Raw genomic sequence first — 17,083 nt, forward strand, 5'->3', positions numbered from 1 at the left:
GTCGCTTTCATCGGAGCGACCTCCGTGCCGGTCGACGCGGCTTCGACGTCGCTGGTTACGCGCCCGCACCGGGGATGTCGACGACGGTGTCGTTGACGTTGTTGAGGTAGTTCGTGAGCAGCGTGACGACCACGACGGTGACGATCGCCTGGATCTCGGGGTCCGTGTACCCGGCCTCGCGGACTGCGGCGATGTCCTCGTCGCCCACCTGACCGCGGGTCTCGATCACCTGCTGGGAGAAGCGGGCGACGGCGGCACGCTTGGGATCGGTGGAGCCGCCGGTGCGGGCCAGCTCGATCTCCTCGGCGGACATGCCTCCGAGGTTCGCGGAGATGTATCCGTGCAGCGCCGAGCAGTAGTCGCAGTCGTTGGAGTGGGACGTGGCCAGCGCGATCGTGTGGCGGGTCTTCGCGTCGAGGAGCTTCGCGATGCTGCCCTGCAGGCCCATCACGATCTCGAGGACGGTCGGGTTGGCGGCGAGCGTGGTGAACATGCCCGGAGCGAAGCCGAACTGCTTGGCGATGGCGTCGAGCGTGCCCTGCGTCTTGGCGTCGATGTCGGTGAGCTCGGGCGTGCTGAGACGAGACATGGTGGTGGTCCTCGGGTCGGTATCAGTCTGGGCTACTGGGCCCACTTGCAGTGAACGCGACGCGGAATGGGTTGTCAAGCCCAATCCTGTTCGGATTGGGCTGCCTGACCCAATCTGTGGGTAGGGTGGTGACATGCAGATGAACGATGGATCACGTGCCCTTCGCGGGCTCACGGGCAGGGGGCTGGCGACGCGAGGTCGCATCCTCGAGCACGCCGCGGACTTGATCTACACGCGGGGGGTCCACGCGACGAACAACGAGCTGGCGCGAAGAGCAGCGGGGGTCAGCGGCTCGCAGCTGAGCCCGTACCGCTTCAGAATGGCTGCACCGGCCCGGACGTGCTGCTTTGCTGAGTGATCAGCCCGCTGGGCGATATTCATCGATGAGGCCGGCGACGGATTGTCGGCGCTGGATCCGAGCCGCGGGTAGGGGTATGACGCTCGGGTCGTCGAGTGGAGCGAGCTGATCTCGGCCTTGGCGGGGACGGTGGTTGTTGAATCGGCGGGCGTAGTCGTGGAGGACCTTCTCGGCATGGCTGCGGTTGAAGATCAGCATGCGGTCGGTGCACTCCTCCCGTACAGACCGCAAGAAGCGTTCCGCATGCGGGTCGCAGGTTGGGGCTCCGCGGAGGGGATCTTCGTCGCCGTGATGCCCTCGCTGGCGAAGGCGGCGTCGAAGGCGGACGTGAACTTCGCGTCCCGATCGCGGACCAGGTACGTGAACTCGTCCGCGCGTGCGCCGAGTTGGCAGAGCAGATGGCGGGCCTGCTGGGTGGCCCAGGCCCCGGTGGGGTGCGCGGTGACCCCGAGAATGTGGACGGTGCGGGTGCGTACCTCCATGACGAACAGCGCGTACAGCCGCTGCAGGCTGATGGTGTCGATCGGTGGCGAGCAGGCCGTGGGTCTGGGTCTTGAGGAAGGCGGCCCATTCGCCGCGCACGGGATGTCGGCGTGGGGCTGGGGTGAGGCCGGCGGCGCGCAGGATCCGGCGGACCGTGGCCGGGCTGATTCTGTGCCCCAGGCGACGGAGTTCGCCGTGGACACGTCGGAAGCCCCCATCGTGGGTTCTCGGTGCCGAGCCGGATGATCAGGTTGCGCAGCTCTTCGGGGATCGGCGGGCGTCCGGGATGGGCGGGTTGCGTCCACTTGTCCTTGATCAGACACTGGTGCCAGGCAAGGAGGGTGCGCGGGGAGACGATGCGATGCTCCAGCGCAGTGTCCGTGGGGGCAGCCGGGACAGGACCGCGAGCAGTGCCCGGTTCGGCCAGGTCGGCTTTGGGACCGCGATCTGCCGGCGCAGGAACGCAACCTCGTGCCGCAAGATCAATATCTCGGCATCCTTGGCTGCGGAGGATCGGCACAGCAGAGCGAGCCACATGAAGATCCGCGTGGCGATCAGGTAGAGCATTCGCACGAGCACAAGGTCCGATGGTGCCGGATCGGCATTGCGAAGCGTTGTCCCAGGCCAGCGGCTGTAGCCATTCTGAAGCGGTATGGGGCAGGACAGCACCCGGCACACCAACCGTCGCAGCCGCACCGAGACCACGACTCGCCGTCGGTCCACCGGCACGTCCGCCACTGTGCGCGTGTGGAAACCGTGGACCTTCTCCGTCTCCGCCCCGCACACCGGGCATGGCACGCGGCCGCCCCGCGTCCGCGCCGACACCCGGATCACCTCACCCCCATCCGCCACATCCTCCACCACCAGCGCGGACAGCCCCGAAAACGCAATCTCAATAAGGGAGTTGACATCAGGCACGACGGGCCGGAACTTGAATCCTGATACACCCTGATGTCACTGTTTGCTACCACCGAATACGGGCCAGAGCCGTTAGTTTTACAGTCCCTGTGGCACGGCACGTCGGCAATGCGCTGACGGTGAGGTTCGTCATGTGATTACTCACCGTTGGCTGCTCGGGTCCGTATGCGGGTTGCGTGCAGTGAGGACAGTGAACAGGGTGGCGATAACGGCAAGTGCGCCGTATCCGAGCGCGATCTGTGGCAGCGAGAAGGCGTTCGAGAGCTGGCCGAAGATGAGGCTGATGAAGGCGGCGCCGCTGTAGCAGAGGAGGTAGACCGCGCTGAAGATCGGCGCGCGGTCGGCCAGGGTGCTGCCGTGCAGCAGGCCGCGGGTGGCGGCGCTGACGGCGATGCCTTGACCGACGCCGGTGACGATGGTTGCAGCGATGAACAACGGCAGTGTGCCGATGGCGATGGCTGTAATGATGCCGATCCATCCGATCAGGACGATGGTCATGCCGATGCGCTGGGCTGCCGCTGGTGTGAACCGGCCGCCGATGGGAGCGCCGAGAACGCTGGGGGCCATGTAAGCGGCGAACACCAGTCCGAGGATGAGCGGGCTGTGGGTGCGGAGTTGATCTGCGACCAGCGCGGGCATGAAGGACTGGTAGAAAGCCCCGGTCGCATAGGCGGTCACGAACACCGTGGCTGCGACAGGGAGCAGACGCCTGACCCGAGCCGGTACGCGGACCCGGGGCAGCAGTGATCGCCAAGCGCCCGGCGTCGGCTTCGCGGTTTCCGGGCTGACGACGATGAGTGCGGCAGACAGTACGAGGAGACCGGCGCAAACCAGGTAGATGAGGTGGCGTGGCCAGGGGGCGAACTGGACCAGGGCGCCGGCGGCGATGGCGCCGAGGGTGAGGCCGAGCATGGGTCCCTGGCTGGACGCGACGGAGGCCAACCATGCCGGCCTGGTGGGCGCGGCGTCGACGATGTAGGAGGTGAGGCTGCTGCTGGCCAACCCCGTACCGACGCCCATCAGGAGCCGACCGGCCAGCAGAGTGTCGATGTCGTGCACGTTCAGCAGCAGCAGACAGCCCAGCAGGAGCAGGCCGAGGCTGGCGATCGCGGTGCGCCGTCGGCCCAGATGATTGGACAGCCGTCCCAGCACCAACAGTGCGGCGATAATGCCGACGGAGTAGGTGACGAAGGCCAGCGAGAAGTCGGCGTTGGTGAGCCCGTCCTCGGCTCGGTAGGTGTTGAACAGGGGGATCGGCGCGGCCGACGCGGCGAACGAGGCCACCAGGGAGACGATCGCAGATGAGAATGCCAGCCGGAGCGTTCTGCCCTGGCCAGGCCGGTTGATCACTGGTGACACGTCTGCGTCGTCGAGAGGGGGCGCGTTCAGTCGCGACATAACGGATCAACCTCCGGTAGCTGTGCGAGTAGTCGCCGAGCCCAGGTCGGGCCGAGCATTCTTGTGGGCTTGGCGGCCCACTTTGCAGAGTTAACAGCGCCCGAGAATGGGCTGTCAAGCCCACTCGGTGGTATCGGGTGGCGATGGAAGCCACGACACGAGCTCGGGTGCCTCACAAGCTCACGAACAAGGGGGCAGGCGACGCGTACCCGGATCCTGGAGCATTGCGGGTGCCGATAAATCATCCGCCCAGGTGGCGGGGCCTGATCGCTGATCTCGAGTCGGTCGGGTAGCCCGGGGCTGGGACACCTCGGGGTACCCGACCTCTTGAGTGGTGCCCGTCGACCTCCCGGCTGTCCGCACATGTAGAGGGCAGGGACGGCATGATGGTCTGTCATGTTGCTGCGCCTGGCCTGTGCGTGCCGACAACCCTGTCAGCCTATGTGACCTGCGCGTATTCGTGGATGAGGCCGCCGAGGCGATCCCGCCGGATGGCACGCGATGGGCCATTGACGGCAGGCGGTTCGGGCGCGCCGACACGGTCGGGGCATCGTTGCCCGAGTGATCGGTGAGGTCGATGTCGTTGGGGTGGTCGGCGTGCTCGTTGACGACGAGGCGCGGATGTCGTTCGCCCGTGATCAGGATTCGGTCGGTGGCCTCGCGTCGGCAGGATCCCACCCAGCGTTCGGTGATCGCGTTCATCCGGGGCACGCCCGGAAGGATGGGCACCACGCGGGCGCCGATAGCGGTGAAGACCGCGTCGAAGCCCTCAGTGGAGTAGCCGGCGTTGTCGCGGATCAGGTATCGGATGCCGCGGAGGAGCGGGTCAGCAGGCGCAGCCGGCCGGGCAGGAGGCAGCCGAATCGGTCGGCCAGACGGAACGTCACGATTCCCAAGCGTGCGCCGACGGGCTCACGAGCGCTTTCGATGTGATCACACAGTGATCCTCAAGGCGCAGCTCGGCCTGGGGGGCAGGATTATCGGCACCCACAGGGCTCCCGAGCTCCTGTGGTGGGTTTCATGCTTCAGACGTGCCCCGGACTGGGCTTGACAGCCCAGTCTTGGGCGCTGTTAACTCTGGGGAGTGGGCCGCCAAGCCCAAAAGCTTGCTCTGACAGGGGCTCGGCGACTACTCGCACACCTACCGGAGGTTGATTCGCTATGTCACGACTGAACGTTCCCGCTCCCGAAGATGTCCCCGCGGGCGCGCAGGGCATCCTCGACAACATCGGCGCACAGCTCGGCTTCGTCCCGAACATGTTCAAGACCATCGCGTCGAACCCGACCGTTCTTGACGCCGTCGTGACGCTGCAGGGCACCATGAGTCGCGTTCTGGACGCGAAGACGCGGCACACCATCGCGCTCGCGGTCTCGCAGGCCAACGGTTGCGATTACTGCCTGGCGATTCACACGTATGTATCGTCCGAAGTCAGCGGAATGTCGAGCGACGACATCGAGCTGGCTCGTGCCGGGAGCTCGGTCGACCCCAAGCGTGCCGCGGTCGCTCGCTTCGCTCAACGGGTGATCGAGAGCCGCGGGCGAGTCAGCGACGCGGACCTCGCGGCTGTGCGAGGCGCCGGCTACACCGACCCGCAGATCCTGGCGATCGTCACGGTCGCGGTGCAGGCCCTGCTGACCAACTTTCTCAACAACGTCAACCAGACCGACATCGACATCCCCTCCGCCGGCTCGGCCGGTAGGCTGAGTTGAGCGCCGAAACCCCGTCGAGGGCGCGGACCTAGCCTCGTACTTCGCAGGTCACCCGATCGTGAAGATCAAGTGGTCCCCGACCGGTCGCCATCCGGCAGTCGCCGCCGCGCGATCCGTCACGGCTGAGCCCACGGAGCCGAGATCAGCCAACGATCTTGAGTTGGTGCGTTCCTCACGGGTGACCTGCGAAGGACAGGCCTAGGGTCTCTCGTTTGGATCAGGCCGGGCTCGCGGGGTCTGGCACGCACATCTGCGGCGTTGTCGTCGGTTGCCGACTCCCCCAAGCTCTCGGCTGCGCTCGAGCAGGGGGGACCCCCATCGCGTCGATGCCCCCCTCCGCCTTGCAGCTGCACGCACCAGACCCCGCTCCCTGATCCGGCCTGATCCAAACGAAAGACCCTAGCCGTCGACTCCTCACCGCCGCCAAAAACAGTGATCAACCTGGCTCGCCGAGGCGGAACGCTCCGGCAGGCATTTTCACCTGAGGTGGTCTCCCTGGAGGCCTCGTTCGCCGCGTCGGCCGCGCCGATCCTCAGCTGATCGACAGACCGCAGCCTTGCATCCCGCGTACACGGCGCCTGCAGTGAACCTCGAAGCACACAGAGAAAGAACAAGAAAGTGAACGACAGCAAGCTGTCCAGCGAAGGTCCACGCATCGGAAGAGGAAAGACCAGCAGGCTCATCGCGCTCATCACGGCTGTGGTGGCTCTCCTGGTGGGCTCCGTGGTCTCGAGCGTCGGAGCATGGGGCGACGGTCGCGAGCATGGCTCCGCGGCGGCGCAGTCAACGTCGTCCTTCCCGCAGTCGCAGCCACCCGCTGGTTTTCAGTCCAAGTTCGCGGAAGTAAATGGCTTTCGCATGCACTACCTGCGGGGTGGTAAAGGTTCACCTGTGGTGATGATCCACGGGTTCCCCGAGGACTGGTCTGAGTGGCGGCAGGAGATGGGTCCGCTCTCCAAGAACCACACCGTGATCGCCGTCGACCTGCGTGGTGCTGGCCAGTCTCAGGTCCCCGAGGGTGGCTACGACGCAGCGCAGTTGGCGAAGGACGTGCATCAGCTGCTGACGCAGCTGAAGCTCAACAACGGCGTCCAGGTTGTCGCCCACGATATTGGTATGTGGGTCGCCTACGGCTACGCGGCGCAGTTCCGGTCGGAAGTGCGGAGCATGGCTGTGATGGAAGCTCCCATCCCGGATAAGAACATCTACACCTACCCGGCGCTCAACGCCGACCCGAACAAGCCCTCGCCGTGGCACTTCGGCCTGTTCCAGCTGCCCCTCGCCGAAAAGCTCATGGCCGGTCACGAACGCGTTCTCGTCCACGACATGATGCTTGAGTACGTGGCGGGCGACAAGTCGCCGTTCACGGCGTCGGACTTTGACTACTACGCCCACTTCCTGAAGGAGCCCGGCCGCGCGACGGCCTGGATGAATGTCTACCGTGGGCTCCGCACAGATGTTCAGCAGAACAAGGAGTTCCTGGCTCAGGGCAAGTTGAAGATGCCCATCCTCGCGATCGGTGGTCAGTATTCCTTCGGTTCAGGGGTCTCCAACCAGTGGCGTGAGTACGCCGTGAACGTCCAGGGGCGAGTCCTGAAGAATACGGGCCACTTCGTGAACGAGGAGAGGCCGAAGGAAGTGACGGCTCTGCTGCGCTCCTTCCTGCAGAAGTAGCTTTCACCGTCAAGGGATGAGCAACGATCCCTAACGTCCGCCCGTGGTCAGCTCGTTGAGCTGACCACGGGCTTCGTCGTCCTGGAGACGGCAGGGCGGCCTTTGAGTGATCATGTCTGTGACGAACGCGTTCGCCGTGCTGCGCCTGCTGCCCATGAGCGACCGGGACAAGGAGACGGAGATCCTGACCCTGCGCCATCAGATCACGGTGCTGGAGCGCCAACTCGGCGGCAATAAGGTTCGGTTCACCCGGAGTGATCGCACGTTCCTGGCGGCGTTGCTGCACCGCCTGCCCTCGCAGGTGCTGCACTCTGGGGGTCACGGTGGCCGCCTCCACCGTCTGGGAGATCCTGCGGGATGCCGGGATCGACCCCGCGCCTGAACGCGCTACCAGCGGGATCGAGGTGGTGCTCAGCGGCGTACGGATGCCGCGCATGAACTCGATCACGGAACGGTGGGTGCAGACCTGCCGGCGCGAACTGCTGGACCGCACCCTGAGCTGGAACCAGCGGCACCTGCTCTACGCACTACGGGAGTTCGAGGATTTTTACAACTTCCACCGGCCTCATCAGGGCATCGCCAACGCTCGCCCGCTGCCCCCCTTGCCGACGCCGATCAGCGATCCCGAGCAGAATCACCCACCTCGACATACGACGACGCCAACGACTCGGCGGCATCCTCCACGAGTACCACCATGCCGCCTGAACTGTGCGGATGAGGTTTTCGGCAAGGGCACCGTCGTTTTCGCGTGCCAGGCGCAGCACCAGAGCGCGCAGTGCCTCGGGGTTGGCCGGGCGGCCCGGGCTGCGGTGCGGATAGGTCCACTTCTTCGTGACCAGCCTCGCGTGCCAGCGCGGCACGGTACGCGGACTGACCAGCAACTTCAGCGCTGAGTGGTGACGCTTGCTCAGGAGTCGGAGCAGGGCGGCGAGCACGGCGTGGTCCCCGCGGGTGAAGGCGGGCTTGGGGCTGCTGTGTTGCAGGACGGCCAGCTGCTGCCGGAGTACAAGTATCTCGACTTCCTTGGCCGCGGAGGAGCGGGTCAGCAGGCGCAGCCGGCCGGGCAGGAGGCAGCCGAATCGGTAGGCCAGACGGAACGTCACGATTCCCAAGCGTGCGCCGACGGGCTCACGAGCGCTTTCGATGTGATCACACAGTGACCCTCAAGGCGCAGCTCAGCCTGGGTAACAGGATTACCGGCACCCACAGGCGCAGGACCCGCGGACGCTGCTGGGAGATTGGTATGGCACGGTCTCAGAAGCCGTGCGAGCGCTGGGCGTCTGTCGTCGAGCACGTTTCGACGGATGGGGCCGCGACCTTGCTGAACGAGCCCGGCAAGCCGCTCAACCGCGGAGAGCTGCACGCGCCACGACGGCCTCGCGCGCCCGCCTCATGAGTCGGATGCTCGACTGCCGCCTGGGCCCGCCGTCGAGGATACGACCCTTCTCACGTTCGATGGGCAGTCTCAGGCCGTCGGCGGCTGGCGAACCTGCAGTACGTCGACTTCGGGAGACCTCACGAAGGTCTGCACGTAATCGATGGCTGCTTGCAACGCGTCCTTCAGCGGGGTGATGTCCTGAGCGACCTGAGCGAGGAGCGTGCCGCCCTGGAATGCGGAGAGAAGTAGATTGGCCAGCTGCGTCGGATCCGCGTCAGTGCTGATGCGGCCGAGTCGCTGCATGTTCTGGAGCCCGTCGCGGAAGATGTCCCGCCACCGATCGAACGCACTCGCGAGCTCGTCGTGAACGTCAAGGTCGGTCTTGATGATCTCGCTCGCGAGGGAGCCGAGGCTGCAGCCTTCCTGGTAGGCGCGCTCGTAGCCGACGTAGAAATCCGCCCACTCCCGAAATGCGCCGAGATCGTCGAAGGAGGCGAATCGCTCACCGCGATGGAATGCGAGGACGCGATCGGCCTGCCATGCGATGACTGCCAGGACGAGACTCTCCTTGGTCGGGAAGTAGTGGTTGAGCTGTGACCCGCTGACGCCGGCTGCGCGACGGAGCTGCTCGTTGTTCGTCGCGTGGACACCCTTCGTGTAGATCAGTTCCGCGGCATGCTCCAGGATCCGGGCACGCGTCGCCTGACCCTTGTCCGTGAGCTTGTGAGGCGCCCGTGTTCTCGTCGTGGCTTCCATACGTCACACGATACCGCAGGGTGGGCTTGACAGCCCATTCTTGAGCGGTGTTAACTCTGGGAAGTGGGCTGCCGAGCCCAAGAATGCTCCGCCTGACCTGGGCTCGGCGACTACTCGCACCGTACCGCTTCAGAATGCCTTCACGGCCTGTGAGCTGCGGCTTTGCGGGACGGTCAGCTGGCTCGGTGGTACTCGTTGATCAGGCCGGCGACGGCTTGCCGGCGTTCGATCCGGGCTGGTGGCAGTGGGATGACGTTGGCTTCGTCCAGGGGTGCGAGTTGGCTGCGGCCTTGATGCGGCCGATGCCGGTTGAAGTGGCGCGCGTAGTCGTGGAGGACCTTCTCGGCGTGGCCGCGGTCGAAGATCAGGAGCCGGTCGGTGCACTCCTCGCGTGCTGAGCGTACGAACCGCTCGGCGTGGGGGTTGCAGTTGGGAGAGCGCGGAGGATTTGGGTGGCGTTGATGCCCTCGCTGGCGAAGACGGCGTCGAAGGCGGCCGTGAACTTCGCGTCCCGGTCGCGGATCAGGTGAGTGAAGTCTGATACGCGGTGGCCGAGTTGCCCTCTCGAGCATATGCAGCCAGGCGCCCTACCGGCACGGAGGAACATCGCCCATGGTCAGGGGCTGTGCAACCACTCTGGAGCAGTACGGGAGTTCATCACCGCAGAGATTCGTGGTGCATGGATGCCGCCGCATCGGGTAGCGGCGCCATCGGCCCGGTCGTCGCAACAGGCGACCGGCATCACGTTCATGGAGGCGTCAGAAGGTATGGACCCGGACTCCCGCCGCATCTCCCGCAGCGACCTGCACCGCGTGACGGCCGCATCGGCGATGGGCAACGCCATTGAGTGGTTCGACTACGGCGTCTACGGCTATCTCGCCGCCTCGGTGGGGAACGTTTTCTTCCCCGGTCACGACGCGACCACGAAGCTCCTGTCCACCTTCGGTGTGCTGGCCGTCTCGTTCGCCATCAGGCCGTTGGGAGGATTCTTCTTCGGGCCCCTGGGGGATCGGATCGGCCGCCAGCGGGTGCTGGTGCTCACCATCACCCTCATGTCGCTGTCCACCGCGGCGATCGGCGCCCTGCCCACCCACGCCGCCATCGGTTTCTGGGCGCCCGTCCTGCTCGTCGCCTGCCGGCTTATCCAGGGCTTCTCCACCGGCGGCGAGTACGGCGGCGCGGCCACGTACATGGCCGAGTACGCACCGGACAACAAGCGCGGCTTCTATGGCTCCTTCCTGGAGTTCGGCACCCTCATCGGCCTGACCTGCGGTGGCCTGATGGCCGCCGTCATGTCCGCTTCCGTGAGCCAGGACACGCTCAACGCCTGGGCGTGGCGCGTGCCGTTCCTGGCGGCGCTGCCGCTCGGTGCGATCGGCCTCTACCTCCGCACCCGCCTGGAGGACAGCCCCGTCTTCGACGAACTGGCCAGGCACGGTGAGACCTCCAGGGTCCCGCTCCGGGAGACTGTCCAGCACTGGCGGCACATCCTGCTGCTGATGGGTTTCGTGCTGCTGCTCAACGTCGCGGACTACGGCGTCCTCACCTACATGCCGACCTACCTCAACACCGTCCTGAAGCTGGGCACCATCACGAGCGAGCTGCTGCCGGTGATGGTCATGGTCGGCATGCTCGCGGTCATCTCCCCGATCGGCGCGCTCACCGACCGGATCGGCCGCAAGCCTGCCCTGCTGACGTCCTGCATCGGCTTCATCGTGCTCTCTGTGCCGATGGTCATGCTGATGGGAACGAAGAACCTGGCCGCCACGGCGATCGGCCTCGCGGTCCTCGGCCTGCTGTTGGTGATCCTGCTGGCGTGCATCGCGTCGACCCTGCCCGCGCTGTTCCCGACGCAGGTGCGCTACGGCGCCTTCGCGATCGGCTACAACCTCTCCACCTCCGCCTTCGGTGGTACCACCCCGCTCGTCGTGACGGCCCTGATCTCCGCCACGCACAGCAACCTCATGCCGGGCTGGTACATGACGGCGGCCGGTCTGATCGCGCTGGTGCCGATCCTGCTCATGCCGGAGACCGCCGGGGAGTCGCTGCGCGGGCGCCGCACCCCGGGCGCGTCCCGGGCCCGGGACGCCGACCACGAGGGGCGCGCCGTGGCCGCGTCGTAGCGCGCCGGCCCACACCAGGTGGTCCATTGGTCGACGTCGACACGTGCAGCCTGGACGTCATCGTGCCGCCCGGGTCGATCTGGGCCAGAATGGCGGCGGCGCGCTCTTCATCCTTCACGCGTATGCAAGGTGCCCGACCAGGGAAGTCAGGTATCGGAGCCGTATGCGCCGAGGCTGCTCTTGCCGAATACCGCATCCATGCTGGTCAGGCCGCATGCGCGTACTCGTGCAGGGTGCCGCCGAGCCGCGCGTCGTCGTATGTCGAGGCGCGCGATCCGCTCCGGATCGTCGATTGGTTCGGGCAGCGGACGCAGAGGGCGGGCGTTCGCGAGGCCCTGGTGCGGCCTGTGATCGTTGTAGGAAATCTCGAACTCGCGCAGGGCGTGAAGGAGATGGTGCTGGTCCCAGATCAGTGTCCGCTTCAGCAGTTCTCGGCGGTAGGTCTACGCCCACTGCTCCATGAGCGAATTCGTACGGGGCATTCGGATGCCGTCCTTCTCTGCGACGGCCTTCCGCGCCGCGAACTCAGTCGCATCTTCGAGCGGCACACGGTCGACCTATAGTTGCCGGCATGAGCCGTTGGGAGGAGTTGACCGGGGGGACGTCCGGACAGGACTACGCTGCACGGTTCGCGGCCCTGGCCTGCAGCGGGAAGGATGTGCACGGTGAGGCGCGGTTCTGCACAGCGCTCGTGCCTGCCGGAGCGCGGGTGCTGGACGCCGGGTGCGGTACCGGACGGGTCATGATCCGGCTCGCGGAGCTCGGGTACGACTGTGTCGGGGTGGATCTCGATGTGTCGATGCTGGCAGTGGCGCGGAATCAGGCGCCGGGACTGCCCTGGCTCCAGGTCGATCTGGCCGAATTCGAGCCGGACCTGCTTGGCATCGCAGCGGACTTCGATCTCGTGGTCGCTGCGGGCAACATTTTCCCGTTGCTCGCTGCCGACACCGAGGCCACGGTGGTCAAGCGCCTGGCCGCGGCCCTGCGCCCGGGTGGTCTGATGGTCGCCGGCTTCGGCCTGGACGAAGCCCATCTGCCCGTGCCGCCCAGCATCACCCTGCCGGAGTACGACGACTGCTGCGCCGCGGCCGACCTCACCCTCGTTGACCGCTTCGCCACCTGGGACGCTGTCCCTTATGACGGCGGCGGCTACGCCGTCAGCGTCCACCGCCGGTGAGGTTTTGCGGGACATCTTGATCATCGCGCCCGCCAGGCGGACAGCGGCTTCTCCGAGCAGTCCGCTAGCAGTTCCCTTGGGGTAACCAGTTCTCGCCAGGAGATGCGGGGAGCATCCCGCGGATCCACGAGGTGTCCTTGCGCCACCACGACCGTATCGTCAGTGGTCAACTCGCCCCTCGGACACAGAGTTGCCCCACGGAGCCCTGTTTCAGGGCAGGGGACATTGGCACCCGCTTCCGGCCTGCGGCCGGGACGTGTGTGTCGTTGCTTGATCAGGCGCTGGTGCCAGGCGAGGAGAGTGCGCGGGGAGACGGGTTGTCTTTCCCTTCGCCTCGCCGGCGGGTGAGGTACCAGCGTCGGCCAGTGGCAAAGGCACGCCGTGTCGTGCGAACGGCAGCGATCTGGGTGGCAAGGTGGAGTTGATGATGCCAGCGGTTCTGGCCACCGTGGCGTACCGACATGGCGTGCGCGAAGGCAACAGCATCGCGGTCGATGTACTGGTCCAGGTGCTCGAACCACGCCATGCTGGTACGCGCGGCCGCCTGCACCGGATGGAGTTCCGCGCGGCGATGGCGGTCGTACTGCGGCAGCGCGTCCTCCACATCGAGGTATTCCTGCAGGCTGTGCGCGAGGACGATCGCGTCGATGATTGCCAGTCTGGTGCCCGAGCCCAGGGTGAAGTGGGTGGTATGGGCAGCGTCGCCGACGAGTACCGTAGTGCCGTGGTACCAGGTCTTGTTGGTCACGTGTGCGAAGCGCTGCCAATGCGACGATGCGTCCCGTGATCGGCTGATCAGGCGGTGGCCGCCGAGTGCGCGTTTGAAGATGTCCTCCAGCAGTCGCATTCCCTGGTCGGGGGCCAGCACGTCGAGTCCCAGACCGTGCCAGGTTTGCGGTGGGCATTCGACGATGCAGGTGCTGATTCCTGCGACCGACGGATAGGCGTGAAACCAGATCCATCCGGCGGATGTCCGCTCGAAGTTGAACACGAAACTGCGGAACGCCTGGTCCGTGCCGAGCCAGATGTAGGGATCGAGACCGACCTCGATGCGCGTTCCGAACGCTGCGCTCTGCCCACGGATCCGGCTGTTCGCACCGTCGGCGGCAACGAGAAGGTCCGCCTCGGGAAGCGTCGAGGCATCTGCGACACGGTGACCGTACCGGACGTCAACGCCGAGTTGCGCGGCACGCCGGGCCAGGACATCGAGCAATGCAGATCGGCCGATGCTGTATCCGTAACCCCCGAAGTACGCCGTCTGCTCGCCGCCAGAGCCGTGCACCCGCACCTCCTGGTCCTGCCACAGTACGGACCTGGCGGTGACTTCCCGGGCGCTTTCCGGGTCGTTGCGATAGAGGACGTCCAACAGGTCGTCCCAGTACACGACGCCCCAGCCGTAGGCGGCTGCGGGCGGGTCGCGGTCGTACACGGTGATCTCGTGCCCGGCATCGCGCAACTTGGCCGAGATCGCGAAGTACAGCCCCGCAGGCCCCGCCCCCACACACGCGATTTTCACCGCCACACACCGCCCGACCACCGGTCGAATGGGAGGCCCGCCGCTCCAGACCGGTCCGGATGCCCGAGTTGGCCGGGCATCCGGACGCGGCACTCACACAACTGCCGCACGTTGGTCGCGAGGTCACTGCGCTGGAGCGTCAGTAACCATGCCCGCCACCACCGTGGCCGCCGCCGTGACCACCACCACCGCCGTGGCCGCCGCCGTAACCACCGCCGCCGCCGTGGCCGCCGCCGTAACCACCACCGCCGTGGTCACCGCCGAAGCCCCAGCCGCCACCACCGTGGCCGCCGCCTCCCCAGCCCCAGCCGCCACCGCCGTGGCCGCCGCCTCCCCAGCCCCAGCCCCAGCCGTCACCGAAGGAGCAGCGACCCCAGCCCCAGCCCCAGCCGTCACCGAAGTAACAGACATCTCCCCGGGTCTTGCTGTCGTAGGAGGGAGCCGAAGCGACATGGGGTGACGAGGGGAAAGCGGCCGCGCTGGCAGCGCCGGCTCCGGCCGCGATGGCAAAGAGGGGAGCCGTGCACACCACAGCGGCTATGCGCCGCATCTTGCTCGTGGTTGCGCGCATTTTAGGTACCCCCTTCCGGGGGGCGAAACAGGGATCTCGGGCGCTCGGGGAACGCCCACACGGGCCAGATCCTGCGCGCGGGTCCGGCACGCGGTGATCCACCCGCCGGAGGTGCTGAACGACGTCGCTGCAGTTTCCAGGCAGGCTCGCGGATCTTACTATTGACTACAGACGAGGCTTTACGGTACGAAACGCCCCGTTTCGTCAACATAGACTCGTTTTATGGACAAAGTCAACGGGGTTTGTCAGTGGCTCACATGGGAGGCATGCGGTGGACACTCCCAGGCCGCAGGAGGGCCGTTCAGACACCATGACTCCTGAGTACGCCGACCCCGACCGCATCACGCCTGACTCGCGGCGGCGCCGCCCGGAGTCTCACAAGGCCGTGCTCAGAGCCACGAAGGACCTCCTCGGCGAGGTCGGATACCAGCGGCTTGCCTTCGAAGGCATCGCCCGGCGGGCCGGAGTCAGCAAGGCCACCATCTACCGGTGGTGGCCGAACAAGGCCGCACTCGTGATCGAGGCCCTCAGTGGGGAAGTCCCCCTGCCTCCCATCCACGAGACCGGCGATCTGGAAGCCGACCTACGCACCGCCGTCCGTCTCACCATCGACCTCGTCTCCGCCATGCCCACGTGCCTGATCCTTCCGGCGCTTCTCGCCGACGTGATCGAGGATCCCACCGGCACCGGGGCCTTCGCCGAGCTCATCGAACCCCGCCGCGCTTCGGTCGTGAAGTTGCTGGAGCGGGCCCGCCTCGCAGGCCGGTTGCCGCCGGACACCGATACGTCACTGATGGTCGACATCTACTCCGGAACGGTCGTGTACCTGGCCGCGGTGAACCGCATTGCGCCGGACGCGGCGGTGGTCGACCAGCTCGTCAGCCTCCTCCTGCACGGCCGTCTCCCGGTCTACCAGGGACTCGCCCCCGCAGACCGGGAAGGATAGCCAAGCGGGGAAGTCGGCCCCGAGTAGAAGTTGGCCCCGCGTAGAAGTCGGGCCACCGACCACGGCTGATCTACCTCATCCACCTCGACCGTGGTCCCGCCAAGGGCCGTAGCAAGGGCTTCACCGAGACCGACTACGCCCGGCTGCTGGATGCCGCCCCCCCCCAGCAGCTCGGCGGCCCGATCGTTCTGGTCTGGGACACTCTGAACACGCACGTCAGCCGCACCATGCGGCAGCTGATCGCCACCCGAATTATGGCTGACCGTCTACCGGCTGCCGCCGTACGTTCCCGAATTCAATCCGGTCGAGGGCGTGTGGTCGCACCTGAAGAGGTCTGTCTAAAAGGCAGGCCCGAGTCTGCGCACCACCTCTCTGTGACGCAACGCAGGCCAACTTATCGGGGCCTCGGACCGCCGGATCCAGGGCCCTGAAGTCGCTCGGGCCGGCCGCTCAGCCGAAGACCCACATCCTGGCCACCGTGCCCTGCAGCAAGGACTGCACCGCCGCCGCGCCGATCCCGGTGGTTCGGTCAGAGGTCACCCAGATGCCGGCGTTGAATGTGTACCCATGGCCCGCGCGTAGCGTGAATTCGAGTTCGGGTCCGGTGAAGACCTGTGCCTCCTGCCCTCCGCTTGCGTCGTCTCCCTCGCTGACGCGCCGGTGCCACAGGAGTCTGCTGGCACCGGTCAGGAAATGCCCGTCCTCGAATACGGTGAGCTCGAATCCGCCCTCGGACGTGGCGTTCGCGCCGATACCGACCGTGGCCTCCCTGAAACTGTATCGACCGGGGTCGAGAACCGAGTGAGGGAACCTCTTTCCCTCGGTGTCGGAGCTGAGGAATATTCCAACGCCCGCGTGTGCATTGACGAACCCGGACGCGCCGCCCGGAACCGCCCCTGATCGCGCGTCCAGGCCGACGCTGCCGTCGAGCATGGGGCCGAGCTGGTTGAACGGGGCGTGGCCATTCGTGTCGTGCCAGGACCAGGTGAAGTCGTACGGCGGGACGAACCCCAGAGTTCGAAGGCCGACACCCGCTTCCGGCGCGAGAGGCAGTGTCCGCTCCGTCAGGGTGGGCCGCCGGTCTTCCCGCAACGACTCCATCGCGCCCCGGTGCGCGAACTGGTGGGTACGCAGCGCCTCAAGCGCCTTGTCGGCGACGGAGTCCTCCTCGAGCAGTTTGACGATCGGCCCGTTCGCTGAGGCCGTCAAGGCCGCCAAGTCGGCTTCTGCAGCACACTCCTGTGCGATTGCCGCCGCGGAACGCGCTACTAGGGCCGCGACCGAACTCTCTGCGTTCTGTCGATCGGCTTCAGGTATCGCATCATCACGAAAGGTGATCCGAAATTCCTGTGACGACGCGTCCGGCTCTGAATGTCTCTTCGCCTCGGTCATGATGGCGCAGCTCTCCTTGAAAGCGCCGCGCGCGGCCGGTCGGGCGATTCATGCAGGAGGTACAGCGCCTGACATCACACCTGACGGCCGACCG

16 protein-coding genes and 3 pseudogenes are annotated in these 17,083 nt (G+C 66.4%); 9 read left to right on the forward strand and 10 right to left on the reverse strand.

The features are described from left to right. Positions 1-55: 55 nt before the first annotated feature. The 5 genes and pseudogenes from ABZ910_RS02060 to ABZ910_RS02080 form a co-directional block, all read right to left on the reverse strand. A complete protein-coding gene (locus ABZ910_RS02060) occupies positions 56-589 on the reverse strand; it encodes a carboxymuconolactone decarboxylase family protein (protein ID WP_361357681.1) in 534 nt (177 codons plus the stop codon). Between the two features lie 358 nt (positions 590-947). Continuing rightward, a complete protein-coding gene (locus ABZ910_RS02065; protein WP_361357684.1) occupies positions 948-1,178 on the reverse strand; it encodes a hypothetical protein in 231 nt (76 codons plus the stop codon). Next, a complete protein-coding gene (locus ABZ910_RS02070; protein WP_361357687.1) occupies positions 1,139-1,429 on the reverse strand; it encodes a hypothetical protein in 291 nt (96 codons plus the stop codon). Before ABZ910_RS02070 ends, ABZ910_RS02065 begins: the two co-directional genes overlap by 40 nt. Before the next feature lie 658 nt (positions 1,430-2,087). Further along, positions 2,088-2,348: pseudogene (locus tag ABZ910_RS02075) on the reverse strand (transposase family protein); the annotation flags it as partial. Between the two features lie 141 nt (positions 2,349-2,489). Next, complete coding sequence (locus tag ABZ910_RS02080) at positions 2,490-3,632, reverse strand: MFS transporter (RefSeq protein ID WP_361357690.1); 1,143 nt, start codon at positions 3,630-3,632, stop codon at positions 2,490-2,492. Between the two features lie 1,275 nt (positions 3,633-4,907). Between ABZ910_RS02080 and ABZ910_RS02085 the strand changes: the two genes are divergently transcribed. The 4 genes and pseudogenes from ABZ910_RS02085 (at position 4,908) to ABZ910_RS02100 (ending at position 8,290) form a co-directional block, all read left to right on the forward strand. Continuing rightward, positions 4,908-5,456: a carboxymuconolactone decarboxylase family protein gene (locus ABZ910_RS02085; protein ID WP_361357693.1), complete on the forward strand. Its 549-nt coding sequence runs from the start codon at positions 4,908-4,910 to the stop codon at positions 5,454-5,456. Between the two features lie 618 nt (positions 5,457-6,074). Then, entirely contained in the window at positions 6,075-7,130 is a 1,056-nt protein-coding gene (locus ABZ910_RS02090; protein WP_361357696.1) for an alpha/beta hydrolase, read from the forward strand. Between the two features lie 154 nt (positions 7,131-7,284). After that, a pseudogene (locus ABZ910_RS02095) lies at positions 7,285-7,835 on the forward strand (integrase core domain-containing protein). Between the two features lie 191 nt (positions 7,836-8,026). Continuing rightward, entirely contained in the window at positions 8,027-8,290 is a 264-nt protein-coding gene (locus ABZ910_RS02100) for a hypothetical protein (protein WP_361357699.1), read from the forward strand. A gap of 305 nt (positions 8,291-8,595) precedes the next feature. Here ABZ910_RS02100 and ABZ910_RS02105 read toward each other — a convergent pair whose 3' ends face one another. Further along, complete coding sequence (locus ABZ910_RS02105) at positions 8,596-9,264, reverse strand: TetR family transcriptional regulator C-terminal domain-containing protein (RefSeq protein ID WP_361357702.1); 669 nt, start codon at positions 9,262-9,264, stop codon at positions 8,596-8,598. Between the two features lie 173 nt (positions 9,265-9,437). After that, a complete protein-coding gene (locus tag ABZ910_RS02110; protein ID WP_361357705.1) occupies positions 9,438-9,836 on the reverse strand; it encodes an integrase core domain-containing protein in 399 nt (132 codons plus the stop codon). A gap of 195 nt (positions 9,837-10,031) precedes the next feature. On the opposite strand from ABZ910_RS02110, the gene ABZ910_RS02115 reads away from it, so the two are divergent. From ABZ910_RS02115 to ABZ910_RS02125, 3 genes are read left to right on the forward strand one after another with little or no spacing between them, the layout of a single operon-like run. Beyond that, positions 10,032-11,387, forward strand: a complete 1,356-nt coding sequence (locus ABZ910_RS02115; RefSeq protein ID WP_361357708.1) for an MFS transporter — start codon at positions 10,032-10,034, stop codon at positions 11,385-11,387. 26 nt (positions 11,388-11,413) lie between these two features. Continuing rightward, positions 11,414-11,950, forward strand: a complete 537-nt coding sequence (locus ABZ910_RS02120; RefSeq protein ID WP_361357710.1) for a hypothetical protein — start codon at positions 11,414-11,416, stop codon at positions 11,948-11,950. 8 nt (positions 11,951-11,958) lie between these two features. Continuing rightward, the gene (locus tag ABZ910_RS02125) at positions 11,959-12,564 is read left to right on the forward strand and encodes a class I SAM-dependent methyltransferase (RefSeq protein ID WP_361357713.1); all 606 of its coding nucleotides are present in this window, start codon (positions 11,959-11,961) and stop codon (positions 12,562-12,564) included. 274 nt (positions 12,565-12,838) lie between these two features. Here ABZ910_RS02125 and ABZ910_RS02130 read toward each other — a convergent pair whose 3' ends face one another. Further along, the gene (locus ABZ910_RS02130) at positions 12,839-14,086 is read right to left on the reverse strand and encodes an FAD-dependent monooxygenase (protein ID WP_361357717.1); all 1,248 of its coding nucleotides are present in this window, start codon (positions 14,084-14,086) and stop codon (positions 12,839-12,841) included. Positions 14,087-14,219: 133 nt separating this feature from the next. Further along, positions 14,220-14,651, reverse strand: coding sequence for a hypothetical protein (locus tag ABZ910_RS02135; protein WP_361357720.1), 432 nt, complete (start codon positions 14,649-14,651; stop codon positions 14,220-14,222). 271 nt (positions 14,652-14,922) lie between these two features. Between ABZ910_RS02135 and ABZ910_RS02140 the strand changes: the two genes are divergently transcribed. Together ABZ910_RS02140 and ABZ910_RS02145 are read left to right on the forward strand one after the other, a co-directional pair. After that, positions 14,923-15,597, forward strand: a complete 675-nt coding sequence (locus tag ABZ910_RS02140; RefSeq protein ID WP_361357723.1) for a TetR/AcrR family transcriptional regulator — start codon at positions 14,923-14,925, stop codon at positions 15,595-15,597. A gap of 65 nt (positions 15,598-15,662) precedes the next feature. Next, positions 15,663-15,936 (forward strand): annotated as a pseudogene (locus ABZ910_RS02145) (transposase); the annotation flags it as partial. A gap of 111 nt (positions 15,937-16,047) precedes the next feature. Here the strand turns inward: ABZ910_RS02145 and ABZ910_RS02150 are convergent. Further along, complete coding sequence (locus ABZ910_RS02150; RefSeq protein ID WP_361357726.1) at positions 16,048-16,989, reverse strand: hypothetical protein; 942 nt, start codon at positions 16,987-16,989, stop codon at positions 16,048-16,050. Positions 16,990-17,083: the final 94 nt, after the last annotated feature.

Origin of the sequence: Streptomyces sp. NPDC046805 (genome assembly GCF_040645355.1) — a bacterium.
Taxonomy (GTDB): domain Bacteria; phylum Actinomycetota; class Actinomycetes; order Streptomycetales; family Streptomycetaceae; genus Streptomyces.